General features: G+C 71.5%; 11 protein-coding genes and 2 pseudogenes. 6 read left to right on the top strand and 7 right to left on the bottom strand.

What is annotated here, in order from left to right; all coding sequences use genetic code 11:
• Positions 1 to 17: 17 nt before the first annotated feature.
• Together DY218_RS35780 and DY218_RS06310 are read right to left on the bottom strand one after the other, a co-directional pair.
• The gene (locus DY218_RS35780; RefSeq protein WP_407703564.1) at positions 18 to 128 is read right to left on the bottom strand and encodes a putative leader peptide; all 111 of its coding nucleotides are present in this window, start codon (positions 126 to 128) and stop codon (positions 18 to 20) included.
• 34 nt (positions 129 to 162) lie between these two features.
• Positions 163 to 1,374 (bottom strand): ROK family transcriptional regulator, encoded by a 1,212-nt coding sequence (locus tag DY218_RS06310; protein ID WP_128554910.1) that lies wholly within the window; start codon positions 1,372 to 1,374, stop codon positions 163 to 165.
• Between the two features lie 455 nt (positions 1,375 to 1,829).
• Between DY218_RS06310 and DY218_RS06320 the strand changes: the two genes are divergently transcribed.
• A complete protein-coding gene (locus DY218_RS06320) occupies positions 1,830 to 2,780 on the top strand; it encodes a TauD/TfdA dioxygenase family protein (RefSeq protein ID WP_128554911.1) in 951 nt (316 codons plus the stop codon).
• A gap of 62 nt (positions 2,781 to 2,842) precedes the next feature.
• Here the strand turns inward: DY218_RS06320 and DY218_RS06325 are convergent, their stop codons facing one another.
• The 5 genes and pseudogenes from DY218_RS06325 to DY218_RS35790 all read right to left on the bottom strand — a co-directional run.
• Positions 2,843 to 3,160, bottom strand: a complete 318-nt coding sequence (locus tag DY218_RS06325; protein ID WP_128554912.1) for a hypothetical protein — start codon at positions 3,158 to 3,160, stop codon at positions 2,843 to 2,845.
• A 46-nt stretch (positions 3,161 to 3,206) separates the two neighbouring features.
• A complete protein-coding gene (locus tag DY218_RS06330) occupies positions 3,207 to 4,589 on the bottom strand; it encodes a type III PLP-dependent enzyme domain-containing protein (protein WP_407703565.1) in 1,383 nt (460 codons plus the stop codon).
• A gap of 121 nt (positions 4,590 to 4,710) precedes the next feature.
• A complete protein-coding gene (locus DY218_RS06335; protein WP_128554914.1) occupies positions 4,711 to 6,411 on the bottom strand; it encodes a PucR family transcriptional regulator in 1,701 nt (566 codons plus the stop codon).
• Between the two features lie 103 nt (positions 6,412 to 6,514).
• Positions 6,515 to 8,197: pseudogene (locus DY218_RS35785) on the bottom strand (hypothetical protein); the annotation flags it as partial.
• A gap of 504 nt (positions 8,198 to 8,701) precedes the next feature.
• A pseudogene (locus DY218_RS35790) lies at positions 8,702 to 9,181 on the bottom strand (discoidin domain-containing protein); the annotation flags it as partial.
• Positions 9,182 to 9,393: 212 nt separating this feature from the next.
• Here DY218_RS35790 and DY218_RS06345 point away from each other — a divergent pair.
• The 5 genes from DY218_RS06345 to DY218_RS06365 all read left to right on the top strand — a co-directional run bounded on the left by DY218_RS06345 (position 9,394) and on the right by DY218_RS06365 (position 13,105).
• Complete coding sequence (locus DY218_RS06345) at positions 9,394 to 9,783, top strand: cell division protein SepF (protein WP_128554916.1); 390 nt, start codon at positions 9,394 to 9,396, stop codon at positions 9,781 to 9,783.
• A 57-nt stretch (positions 9,784 to 9,840) separates the two neighbouring features.
• Positions 9,841 to 11,136 (top strand): ATP-binding protein, encoded by a 1,296-nt coding sequence (locus DY218_RS06350; protein WP_233521395.1) that lies wholly within the window; start codon positions 9,841 to 9,843, stop codon positions 11,134 to 11,136.
• Positions 11,063 to 11,455, top strand: a complete 393-nt coding sequence (locus tag DY218_RS06355) for a nucleotide pyrophosphohydrolase (RefSeq protein WP_128554917.1) — start codon at positions 11,063 to 11,065, stop codon at positions 11,453 to 11,455. The genes DY218_RS06350 and DY218_RS06355 overlap by 74 nt, the downstream gene beginning before the upstream one ends.
• Before the next feature lie 219 nt (positions 11,456 to 11,674).
• Positions 11,675 to 12,154, top strand: a complete 480-nt coding sequence (locus tag DY218_RS06360) for a DUF6099 family protein (protein WP_128554948.1) — start codon at positions 11,675 to 11,677, stop codon at positions 12,152 to 12,154.
• A 27-nt stretch (positions 12,155 to 12,181) separates the two neighbouring features.
• On the top strand, positions 12,182 to 13,105 hold the full coding sequence (locus DY218_RS06365; RefSeq protein ID WP_128554918.1) for an LLM class F420-dependent oxidoreductase: 924 nt from the start codon (positions 12,182 to 12,184) through the stop codon (positions 13,103 to 13,105).
• Positions 13,106 to 13,120: the final 15 nt, after the last annotated feature.

Raw genomic sequence — 13,120 nt, forward strand, 5'->3', positions numbered from 1 at the left:
CGGTCGAGGGGACTACGTCAGCGGCGCACGGCACACAGCGCGCTGGACTGCCGACAGAGGTCGACGTGCCAACGGGCGACGAGGCGCGGATCCGGGTTCACGCGGAGCAGAATGACAGCGCACGCCACACGCGGTCAACGGCGTCCTCGGCGCCCTGCGTCCTCACTGTGAAGGCGCCATTGCGTCGGTCTTGCCCAGGGTTTGCAGCGGGCTTCTGAACAGGGGATTCAGCAGTACGGTGACGGCCGCGACCGGAAGTGCCGCCGGTCCAGCATGTGGGACCACGATCCGTTCGGGGTCGTCGCAGACGTGCGAATGGGCGACCGCCGCAGCCCTGATCTCCGCCAGGTACTCCGCCTCCAGCAGGCTCGACTGCTCGGTGATCACGACCTGTTCGGGGTTGAGCACATCGAGCAGCAGGCCGGTCGCGCGGCCGACCGCGCGGGCCCGCTGCCGCAGCAGCTCGTCGGCGCGCCGGTCGCCGGACGCCGCGGCGTCCACGATGAGCGCGGCGCTCTCCTCCGGCACGATTCCGCGCGCCACGGCCTCCCTGGCCAGCGCCGTGTCCGAGACGGTCGCCTCCAGACAGCCCGTACGGCCGCAGGGGCAGACCACCGTGCTGTCCGGCACCGGCAGATGGGCCACGTCGCCGGCCGCGGAGCGCGGACCCCGGTGCACCACGCCGGCGATGGCCACGGCCGCGTCCACCACGTTCCCCACGAACAGGTGCACCAGGGAGCGACGGGCCTCCGGCCGGCCGAACAACAGCTCCGACTGGGCGACGGCACGGGCGTGATTGTCCATGCGTACGGGAAGGCCCGTGTGCCGCTCCAACTCGGCGCCGAGCGGCAGCCGGTGCCAGTCGAGCGCATCGTGCCGGACCACGGTGGCGCGCCCCGGATCCACCCAGCCGCCGAGCACCGCGCCCACTCCGAGCAGCCGTCCGCCGCCCACGTACGGCGTGATGAACTCGGCCAGGGCGCGCCCCACCCGGTCGGGCAGCACACCCGCCGGCACACCCTCGTGCCGGAAACTCCCGCGGGCGAGGATCCGCCCGCGCAGATCGGCCACACAGAACGTGGACTGCGGGACCCCGATGTGCACACCGGCCGCCAGAGGGCCGCCGGCGGTGCCCGGGTGCAGATCGACCGGGATCTGCGGCCGGCCGACCGCGCCCGGCGCGACCAGCTCCGGCATCTCCCGCAGCAGGCCGAGCCGGGTCAGATCGGTGCACTGCCGGGACACGGCGGCGGGGCTCAGACCGGCGAGACGGGCGATCCGGCTCCGGGCCACCGGCCCGTGGTCGAGCACGGCACGCAGCACGGCGGCGGCGTTCGCGCCGCGCCGTCCGTCACCGGAGGTGGGGGTCGGCATCTCGGGATCCTTCCTGGATCGGACGTTCAACATGCCCTGTCCGCAGGTGATTTGGCGACCACATGTGACGTGCACGATGCCCCCGATGTCGGCCGCATTGCAGGGTCGTGAAGCGTCACCGGACGTCATTGACCACCCGAGATCCACCGAACCATGCTCAGTTCGAGCTCCCGCATCCAGCCGCTCCGGCTCATCCAGCCTCTCCGGCGCTTGAGGAGGCTTCAGCTCCAGCCCCTCCGGCGCTCGAGGAGGCCCCGGATCCGGCCTGTCCGGCGCTTGAGGAGGCTCCAGTTCCAGCCTCTCCGGCGCTTGAGGAGGCCTCTCCGGCAGGAGGAAACGGTGAAAGGGCGGGACCGGGAGACCCACCTCACCTGCACACACTTCGTTCCGCTCCGAGAGCAATCAACAACCCACCACGACCCCACCACGACCCCACCCCGAAGGGACAGAAACCCATGACCACCGCAACCACCCCCCTCACCACCCACAAGGTCGGCGGCCGCATCGGCGCCGTCATAGAGGGCGTCCGCCTCGGCGGCGACCTGGACGCCGAGACCCTCACCGCCGTCCGCACCGCAATCCTCACGCACAAGGTCGTCTTCTTCCGCGACCAGTCCCACCTCGACGCAGAGAGCCACGAGGCATTCGGCCGCCTGCTCGGCACCCCCGTCGCACACCCCACGGTGCCTTCCGTGGACGGCCGTTACGCCCTCGGCATCGACAACGACCACGGCGGCCGCGCCAACCAGTGGCACACCGACGTCACCTTCGTCCCCGCCTACCCCGCGTTCTCCATCCTCCGCGCCGAGGTCATCCCGCCGTACGGCGGCAACACCCTGTGGTCCAACACGGCCGCCGTCTACGCCTCGCTCCCGGAGCCGCTGCGCGTACTCGCGGACAGCCTGCGCGGCGTCCACACCAACGACTACGACTACGCCGCCGCCCGCCCCGAGGCCCGTACCGCCGCCCTGGAGCAGCACCGCAAGGTGTTCACCTCCACCAAGTTCCAGACCGAGCACCCGGTCGTCCGCGTCCACTCCGAGACCGGTGAACGCACCCTGATCCTGGGCAACTTCCTGCAGAAGCTGGCCGGCTTCCGCGCCGCCGACTCGCGCGCCATCATCGACCTGCTGCAGGCGCACGTCGAGCGCCCGGAGAACACCGTCCGCTGGCAGTGGCGCGCAGGCGACGTCGCCATCTGGGACAACCGTGCCACCCAGCACTACGGCGTGGACGACTCCGACGACCACGAGCGCACCCTGCGCCGGGTCACCGTCGACGGCGACGTACCGGTCGGCGTCGACGGCCGGCGCTCCGTGCTGCTCTCCCCGGAATCGGTCCCCGAGCCGAGCCACGGCATCGCCTCCGGCGCTTCGACGGACGGCAGCCTCGCCGAGGCGGCCTAGGTCCTGTCCGGCGGCCCAGGGCCTGTTGCGAAAATGTCCCGAGGCGGGCTGACCAGCGCTGCTTACGGCTCGTACAGCGGCAGAAAATGGATGACCGCCTCCTCGTAGGGGTGGGCATCGCGGACAGCCCGCTGGACGGCCCTGGCCTGATCCGCGTCACAGACCGATTCGATCCGGCACTCTTCGCTGTGCCGTACGAGACCGACTTCACCGTCGTACGGCTGTGCGCCAGGCAGGGCCTGCCAGCTGCCGGTCACTTTCCAGACACTGGAACACCTTGCGTACTCGCCCACCCGCCCCGCACCGGCCGCGTGGAGAGCCTCGATCACCACCTCCGCATGACTCTCGGGGACGGATATCTCGATCTTCAAGCGCGTCATGCCTGGACCCTAGCAACCCGTGCCACCAGCACTTTCACATCAGGGCCTAGGCGTCGTCCGCGGGGGAGTCCAGTCTCAACTCCACCAGCGCACCCGCCTGTTCGAGGCCGCTCTCCTCGACCACCCCGCGGATGCTCTGCGCCTCGCGTACGAGTGCGAACCGTACGTCACCGTCCGCTGTGGCGCGGTACCCGTAAACAGCGGGCCGCGGCAGCGAGTTGTACGAGAAGTGGGAGGAGAAGTAGTAGGCGCCCGTGTCGTACAGGGCCACCACGTCACCCGGCTCGATCGGCGGCAACGGGCGCGCCTGTGCCGTCAGATCACCCGCGAAGCAGCACGGGCCCGCGACATCGGTCACCTCGGTGGGGCCGGCCTTCGGGTGGCCCTTCGCGTCGAGGACCCCGACCCGCAGCGGCCAGGCCTCGGGCGCGAACGCCGTACGGGTGGCGACCTGCGCGCCCGCATGAGTGACGGCGATCCGGCGGCCGCCCGCCGACTTGGTGTACTCCACGAGCGAGGCGATCGTGCCGCTCTTGGCGAGCAGCGAGCGGCCGAACTCGGTGACGAGGGTGTAGCGGCCGCCGAACAAGTCCGGTACGGCTGAGCGGAGTTCGGCCACGAGGTCGTCGTACGTCGGCCGGTCGTCCTCGTCGTCGAAGTTGACGGGGAGACCGCCGCCGATGTCGAGCCCGGTGACCTGTTGCCGGCCGGCCTCGGTGTTGATCCGCTCGGCCAGGCCGTGGGCGACGCGGATGCCCTCGGCGACAAGCGGAAGCGGAACGCCCTGCGAACCGACGTGCACGTGCAGCCTGTTGAGCCAGGTCCGGTGCAGGAACGCCTCGACGACCGCGTCCTCGGCGCCCGGATCGCGCAGCGCCACACCGAACTTGGAGGTGTCGGTGGCGGTACTCATGGCGCCGATCGCGCCCGAGCCGACCTGCGGGTTCACCCGGATCCCGACCGGGCCCGCGGGTCGTCCCTCTCCCAACAGGCCGTCCACACGAGCCAGTTCCTGAAAGTTGTCGATGTTGACCGCGATGCCGTGACCGAGTGCGTACTCCAGCTCCTCGACCGTCTTCGCCGGGCTGTCGAACACCAGACGGTCGTGGGTGAAGCCCGCGGCCAGCGCCTGCTGGAGCTCGCCCGGCGAGGCGACCTCGCAGTCCATGCCGGCCTCGGCGAGCAGCCTCAGCACGGGGACCAGACCGCAGGCCTTCGCGGCGAAGGCGTGCCGCACGGGTGCCGGACCGTCGAAGGCGGTGCGGAACGCCCGGTGCAGCGCGTCGACCGCATGCAGGACGTCGTCGATGTCGAGCAGGCCGACGAGGGGCTGCTCCGGGCCGAGGATGCCCCGGCGGACGGCTTCCGCCAGGGCTGCCGCACGCCTCTCTGCCCGCTCTGTGGACCGGCCGGAAGACACCTGGGTCACTCTCCGTCGCTCGTACGTACGCGTGCTCTCCGGTCCAGTCTCCGGGTCGGTCACCGGCCGTGTCTTCTCCGCGCCCGACGAGGTCAGAGCTGCCGCGTTGTGCTCCCGTACACGTAAACGATCATGGTCGTCGGACGAGCCGCAGCCCGATGGCCGCGAGCAGCCGCATCGTCGGGTCCGACAGATCGACACCGAACAGCTCGCGGGCCCGCCGAAGGCGATAGCGCAGGGTGTTGGGGTGCACGCCCAGCCGTTCGGCCGCCCGGCGTGCGTCGCCGAAGGCGTCCAGATAGGCGGCCACGGAGGCCCCGTAGCCGGAACCGTGTGTCCGGTCGTGCTCGACCAGCGCGTGCACCGGTCCGGTGAGCGCCTCCCACAGGGGCTCGAGGCGGTCGAGCATGCGCAGGGCGACGGTCTCGGCGGCCACCTCGGAGCTGTCGGCCCAGGCCGACTCGAGCGGTCCGGCGCCGTCGCCCTCGGCGCGCTCGCGCAGCACCCGTACGACCAGTTCGGCCTCCTCGCGGGACGCGGGCAGCGACGACAGGTCGGGCGCCGTCGGACCGACCCCGGCGAAGACCACGCTGTGCGGCACCGTACGGGCCGTCTCGACCAGCCGGCGTCCGAGGCCGCCGTCGTCCAGCCCACCGGGGACGAGGACGTGGAGGCGCCGCCCTGATCGGGCCGTGACCGAACCGGACCGGTCCGCGGCCGCCTGCAGCGCCAGCACATCGAGCACACGCTGCTCGATGGCGCCCGCCGGACCCGGGAACCCGCCGCCCTCGCCCAAGGACTGCTCGCCGAAGACCCTCTCGCCGAAGGCCCGCTCGTCGTACGCCTCGATGGCGAGGACCCGGTACGGCCGGTCCGGTTCGATGCCCGCCTCGTGCGCGGACCGGGCCGCGTGCGGGGCGCCGTCGAGCACCGCGCGTACCGCCGCATCGCGCGCACGGGCCGCCGCGCGCCCCCACGTCTGATGGTGCGCGAGGTGCGGGACGGCCGCCCGGGCCGCGGTGCGCAGCGCCGCCACCGCCCCGTCCGGCAGCGGACGTCCGTCACCGGCCGCCCACAGCGAACCGAGGACCTCGGAGCCCAGCCGCACCGCGATCGCCAGGCGCTCGGCGAAGCGGTCGTCCGCGGGCAGCCGCAGCACGTCGCCGCTGTGCCACAGCTCCTGCAGAAAGCCGCTCTCGCGCAGCTCGGCCACCCGCCAGCGCGGCACCTGCTGCCCGAGGATCGTCAACCGCCGCATGGCGTCCGGTTCGTGCACCATCCGGGAGTACGCGAGCACCTGTGACTGCGGGTCCTCCACGGTGATCGCCCCGCCGACCAGATCGGCCAGCGCATTCGCCAGGCCCGCCAGATCGCCGAGCCGCAACCCGTCCACCGCCACCGGCCCGGACGCCCCGCCGGCCGCGAGCGCGGTCCGCAGCTGCCCCAGTGTCTCCGTCCAGCCCTGACCTGCACGGTGGCGGCCGAGTACCACCACACCGGTCTCGCCGGCCGCGGCGAGCAGCCCCGGATCCGGACCGCCGTGTCCCTGCCGCAGGACCACGGCCGCCGCTCCTGCCCGCCCGGCCCCGCGGACCACGTCCGCCGCGGCCGGCGACGCCGTGTCCGCACCGATGGCGAGCAGCACCAGACCCTCGGCACCGGGGACGGGCTCCTCACCGGGATCGTGCAGCGTCACCTCGGTCACCTGTGCCCCGAGCCCGGCCGGCGCCGCCACGACCTCGAGGACGCCGGGCGGCACCCGGGCGAGCAACTGCTCGACGGTGGCACCCGAGGCGGCGGGGGAGCGGTCCGGACGACCGTGCGTGGACATACGCCCATCATGACCGCGGGCGGGTCCCGGACCCCACAGTGAGGTGAGGAGGTCCGGAACCCGCCCGCTCAGTACCGCTCGCCGAGGGCGGTCGGGCCCCCGCTCACTCCTCCACGTTGATCGTGAACGTGTCGGTGGTGTTGCGGATGTCCTCCGCGTTGTCGCTCAGCTCCAGATTGCGGAAGGTGACCTCGCCGACCGCGGGTCCCTGGCCCTCCTCCGGCATCTCGTTCGCCCACAGCCCGAAGCCCGACTTGTCGTCGTACTCGTCACCGCTCTTCTGCGCCCCGCTGATGCTGACGTCCGTGAGGATCGTGTCGGCGACCGGGAACTCGGCCTGCCCGCCCACGTAGTTGGTCTGGAACATGATCCCGCTGTACGTCGGGTCCACGATGTCCACGTTGTTCACGCGGATGTTCTGGAACACCTTCGAGGCGGAGAACATCCAGATCCCAGGGAAGGTCTGCCCGTTCCAGAAGTGACCGCCCGCCCGCTCGATGCTGATGTCCTCGAGCGTGGTCGGTCCGGGCCCGAAGCCGTTCATCGGGTAGCCGAAGTCGAGCGAGCTGACCGTGATCCCGGAGTACACCAGGGTGTCGGCGATCCGGATGTTGCGGAAGGTGTTGTCGTAGCCGCCGTAGACCGCCAGGCCCGCGGCCCGCCAGGTCAGGACCGACGTCAGGTTCTCGTAGACGTTGTCCTTCATGTCCGCGCCGCCGGCGTCGATCGCCGAGAACAGGGCGAAGCTGTCGTCGCCCGTGGCGCGCGCCTCGTTGTTGCTGACCAGGTTGTCCGTGCTGCCGTTGGTCATGTTGATGCCGTCGGCGAACATGTTGCGGATACGGGAGTTCTTGATGGTGATGTTGTCGGTGTTCGCGCCCCAGTAGAGGCACACCATGTGCTCGTTCCAGATGTTGTCGATGGTGATGTCGGAGACATTGGCGAAGTCGAAGACCTTGCCCGGGCCGTCGATCCGCGAGGTGTAATTGCCGAAGTAGGCGAAGCCGGCGAACGACGAGCCCTGCGCGTCCGCGTCCGCGCGGAACCCGATGTCGGTGTTCTCCTGCCCCTCGGGCGCGTGGAAGCGGGTGAACCAGGGACCCGCGCCGACGACCTGCACGGCCTTCCCGTACACCTGGAACTTGCTGGACGTCTCGTAGTCACCCGCCGGCAGATAGACGCCTACCAGCTTGCCCGTGGTGTCCATCCGCACCTCGTCCAGGGCGTTCTGCACATCCTGATGGGTGAAACCGTCGGGGACCGCGTACGTCTCCGGGTCCGGGTTGGCCGCCTCCGTGGCCTCCTCGAAGCTCACGAAGTCGATGGCGTACTCGGAGTCGTTGCCGTCGTCCTTCTGCAGCTTGACCGTGCTGCCCGCCGGCACGGTCTCGTCGAGCATCAGCTGCGCCTCGTCGTAGATGTGCCGCGGGTCGCCCTCGCCCGGGGAGTTGCCCGGGCTGGCCTCCGCGCCGTACAGCCAGGCGTACTTGGAGGTGAGGTCGATCGCCTTGTGCAAGGTGCCGTCGACGTACACGTTCAGAGTCGAGTCGATGCCGCCGCCGCCCGGGGCGTCGGGGATGGAGAAGCGGGTGACCAGGGTGTTGGTGGCCCGGTCGGTGGTGAACTCGACGGAGTCGCCGGTCGATTCGAGGGTGACCGCGCGGCGGCCGGAGGCCTCGCCCGCGAGGTCGCCGATGGTGCGGTTGGGGCCCAGCACCGCGGCGCCGCCGCCGAGTTCGGCATCCTCCGCCTCGAGTATCGAGTACGGCATGGTGGCGCCCTCACCGGCTGCCGCTTGCGCCTTCCCTCGCGCCTTCTTCTTCTCCGCCGCGACCGCGTCGTCCGCCGCGGACGTGCCCGGCGCTGAGGGGGCGCCGGGTCCCTTCGCGGCGACCGGCGCGCGCTCCACGGCGGCCGAACTCGGCGTGGAGGCAGGCTCGGACACCCGGAACGGGCCCGCCGGCTTGCGGGTCACCGAGTCGCTGTCCGCCGACTGGTTCCCCATCGCGTCCCGGGCGCGCACGGTGTAAGTGACCGGCTCGTCGCTGCGCTGGGGGTCGGTGTACGTGGTGGTGTCCCCGGCGACGCTGGTGCGCAGCCGGCCGTCGGCGAACACGTCGTAGGCGGTGACACCCTTCGCGTCCTCGGCCGGCTGCCATTCGAGCGTGGTGCCGGACTCGGACGCCGACTGCTTCAGGCCGCCCGGTGCGGTCGGCGCGGTGGCATCGCCGTGCCGGTCCGCGTACACCTCGATTCCGGCGAGGCGTGCCGACTTGCCGCCGGGGCCTGCGGTGATCAGGACCCGGATGTGGCGGGTGGGGGCGCCGCCGAGGTCCGCTGTCGTGGTCCGTGCCGCCTTCGGGGTCCTGGCCGAGGCGCGGAAGGTCCGGCTCTTCGCCTCGGTGAGGTCGGTGAAGTCCCGTCCGTTGGTGCTGCCTTGGAGCTTCAGGGTCTGCTTCTGCGGACCGTCGCCCGCGGGCAGGTTCAGGACGACCTTGCCGACCCGGACCGTCGAGCCGAGGTCCGTGCTCACCCACTGGGGTGTCCCGGCGGTGGCCTTCGCGGAGCTCTCCCAGTACGTGCCCGAGTCGCCGTCGGTGATCTCGCCGGCGCCGTGGCCGTCCCGCGCGGAACTCGCCGACGCCGGCTGTCCGTCCGCGAGTTGGTCCTGCGCACCGGCCGACGCGGACGGCGCGGACATCGCGAGTGGCAACAGTGTGCCCGCGACCAGGGCCGCTCCGGCGCGCCCTCTCCAACGATGGAGTCTCATGACCTCTCCCACTCCTATTCGGATTTTGCAGTGATTTGTTGAAGAGTTGCAGAGGCCTGTCGATCGGTCTACAGGTACGACAGAACTGATCCGAGACGGCGCGATACGAGCGGTGCGCGAGCAAACGCCGTGTCGCGGTTGGGCCGATCGGGTGAATGACGTAAGAATTGGCCCGTGCAGACCGACAGTGCGAACCCGGACGGGGTGGGGCCTTGAACAGCCACGACGTCACCGACGAACAGTGGGAGGGGCTCGCCCAGGTCGTACCGCTGCGCAGCCGCAACGAGTGGCCCTCGTGGCCCGGACACCGCGCCCTGGCCGACGCCAGGACCGAGACCAGACGGCGCTTCGTGGTGCTGCGGGTCAATGTGTTCGCCGACGCCCGCGAGGTCGCCCAGACCCTGATGGCCGGCACACCCGTCCTGCTCGACCTGTCGGGCGCGGAGACCGAAGTCGCCCGCAGGGTCCTCGACTTCAGCAGCGGCGTCGTCCTCGGACGCGGCTGCGCCATGCACCGCGTCGACCGGAACGTCTTCCTGCTCGCGCCGTCGGGGACCGAGGTGCAGGGGCTCGTGGAGGGGACGACGATCCCTCGATCGTAGGAAGGTCACCAGGGCAAAACGGTTCGCCTCGCAGCGGGCCGCCTAACGTCCTGCCCCATGACAGCGCACTGCGAGACCCCCGCGTCCGACGTACGCCCGGCCGGTCCCGCACTCCGTGAACTGCGGCTCTCCGCCTTCGCCTCGCACCGCGGTACGGTCCTCGCCCTCGGCCCGTGCACCCTGGTGGCCGGCCCGAGCGGCAGCGGCAAGACGACCGCCCTGCGGGCCTACGAGGCGCTGGCGGGCCTCGCGGCCGGGGGCACGCTGGACGAGGTCTTCCCCGATCCGGGCGTCTGTGTTCCGGAGAGTGCACGGCCCGACCGGCAGCGCCGGCGCGGCTTCCGCATCGGCTGCACGGTGGACGGCGCGGCCGGTCCCGTACGACTCGATCTGGCCGTGCAGGCCGAACCGGAACTGCGGCTCGTCGGCGAGCGGTTGACCGCCGGCGGGCGTGTCCTGCTCGCCTCGGCGCTCCGCGATCCGGCGCGCCGCACGGTCGCCGCCTCCTGGCACACCGGCGGAACGGCGCAGGTCACCAAGGGGCCACTGCCCGACGACCGGCTCGGCACCGCCCTGCTGCCGCTGCGGGTGGCCGGCCGCACGGACGGCGAGCGCCTGGTGCTCGCGGCGGCCGAGCAGGTGGTGGTGGCGCTGCGCTCCGTCTTCGGCTGCGATCCGCGGCCGTCCGTGATGCGGGCGCCCGTGCCGGTCGCCGAGGGTCGGTTGCTGCGCGGCTGCGGCAATCTGGCCGAGGTGCTGCGGCGCACGGCCACCGAGTGCGGCATCCGGCACGCCGCGCTGGTCGAGGCCGTGGGCCGCGGGTGCGCGGGACCGGTCGCGGACCTGCGGGCGGAGGTGCTCGTGGACGGGACCGTGCGGGCCGTGCTCGACCGCGCGCTGTCCGGGCGGACAGCCGACGCGTGGAGCGCCTGTACGCCGCTCGAGCGGCTCGGGGACGGGGAGTTGAGATACGTCGCCCTCGCGCTGGTACTGCTCACCGGGCCGGGTGTGCTGCAGGTCGATCCGGTCGCCGAGGTGCCCGGGGCGTTCCAGACGCTGACCGTGCTCGCCGACGGCTTCGACCGCTGTCTGGACCGGCGGCAGGCCCGCGCACTCGCGGCCCTTGCGGTCGGCGTGGCCGAACAGCGGGGGCACATCGGCCTGGTGGCGACCGTGGGGGACGCCTCCTGGGCGGACGGGGTGGACGGTCTGACGGTGGTAGACCTGGACCGTGACGGAGAACGGGCCGGAGACGGCGGACGAGTCGGTGACGGGGATCGTGCGGGACGAGGATCGGCGACAGGACCTCGCGGCATTGCAGCGCAGACTCGCCGAGTTCGCGGCGGCGCGTGACTGGGGGCCGTACCACACGCCGAAGAACCTGGTCTCCGCGCTCAGCGTCGAGGTGTCCGAACTCGTCGAGATCTTCCAGTGGCTGACGCCCGAGCAGTCCGCCAGGGTGATGACGGACCCCGACACGGCCCACCGGGTGCGCGACGAAGTCGCCGATGTGCTCGCGTACTTGCTGCAGTTCTGCGAGGTGCTCGGCGTCGATCCGCTGGACGCCCTCGCGGCCAAGATCGACCGCAACGAGCGGCGGTTCCCGGTGAGTTCGGGGCGCGCGGAGGATGCGCCGGTGATCGGCAAACGCCGGCCGCCGTCGGGGCCGTGAAGCGGCCCGGGCGCACCTCTACGGCGTCAACCCACCCATGATCGTCACTCTGCGGAGTGGCGCACTTGTCCACAGCCGAACTTCTGTCCACAGATTTCCGTATTCCTCTGGCCTTTCGGTCTCCGAACGCTCACTCTGGGTAGTGGAGTTGAAGGAGCCGGTGTGAGACCGGGCTGGTGCGGCGGCGAGAGCGCCGCCAGGAGGGACGGGGGAGTCGTGGTGGACGCGGTGCGGTTGATCAGGGAGTGCCGGAGCGCGCTGGCCTCTTGCCAGGAGGTGCCGGCCATCATGAGCGAGGCCTGGCAGGCGCAGGCCCTTGCCCAGGCGATCGGCGGCCGGCTCGCGGTCGGCGGACCGCCCGAACTGCGCGGTGACGCCCTCGGACTGAGCGAGGTCAGCGGCCGCGGCTGCGGGACGCTCGACGTCCGGCCGCCCGGCGGCGGAGCGATACGGGCGGCGCGGCTGGACGAGGTCGCCGATATCCGGGAGGCACTGACCGGGCTCGGGAGCCTGCTCGGCGAGGTGGGCATCGCCCTGGTCGGGGTGGCCTGTTCGGCGGACGCCGATCAGTACTACTGGCAGTGCATCGAGTCGATCGACGCCGCCGACGAGTCGAGGGACCGTGTGCTCGAAATGCTGCGCCGGCTCACCGCACGGGAGCAGGGACTCGCGCCCGACCCGCTGGCCGGTCCGCCGTGAGCGGCCGGGGCGTGCAGGATGGTGGCCATGGATCTTCGCATCTTCACGGAGCCCCAGCAGGGGGCCACCTACGACACACTGCTCTCCGTCGCCAAAGCCACCGAGGAGCTCGGCTTCGACGCCTTCTTCCGTTCCGACCACTATCTGCGCATGGGCGGGGGAGACGGCCTGCCCGGCCCGACCGACGCCTGGATCACCCTCGCCGGCCTCGCCAGGGAGACCAGCCGGATCCGCCTCGGCACGCTGATGACCGCCGGCACCTTCCGCCTCCCCGGAGTCCTGGCGATCCAGGTCGCCCAGGTCGACCAGATGTCCGGCGGACGGGTGGAACTCGGCCTGGGCGCAGGCTGGTTCGAGGAGGAGCACACGGCGTACGGCATCCCGTTCCCGAAGGAGAAGTTCGCCCGGCTCGAGGAGCAGCTCGCGATCGTCACGGGCCTGTGGTCCACCGACACCGGCAAGACCTTCGACCACGACGGCACTTACTACCAGCTGTCCGGCTCGCCTGCGCTGCCGAAGCCCGCGCAGGCGAAGCTGCCGGTCCTGATCGGCGGACACGGCGCGAAGCGCACCCCGCGCCTCGCCGGGCGGTACGCGGACGAGTTCAACATGCCGTTCGCCTCCGTCGAGGACAGCGAGCGACAGTTCGGCCGGGTCCGGGAGGCCGCCGAGTCCGCCGGTCGAGCGGCCGGGGACCTGGTGTACTCCAACGCCCTGGTGGCCTGTGTGGGCAAGGATGACGCGGAGGTCGCGCGCCGGGCGGCGGTGATCGGCCGGGACGTGGCGGAGCTGAAGGCCAACGGCCTTGCGGGTTCCCCCGCCGAGGTCGTCGACAAGATCGGCAGGTACGCGGAGATCGGCTCCCGGCGGATCTACTTCCAGATCCTCGACCTGGACGACCTCGACCAACTGGAACTGATTGCGCACGAGGTGGGCGGTCAGCTCTCCTAGGGCTTGCTCGCGCGA

Origin of the sequence: Streptomyces triticagri, from assembly GCF_003429565.1 — a bacterium.
GTDB lineage: Bacteria > Actinomycetota > Actinomycetes > Streptomycetales > Streptomycetaceae > Streptomyces > Streptomyces triticagri.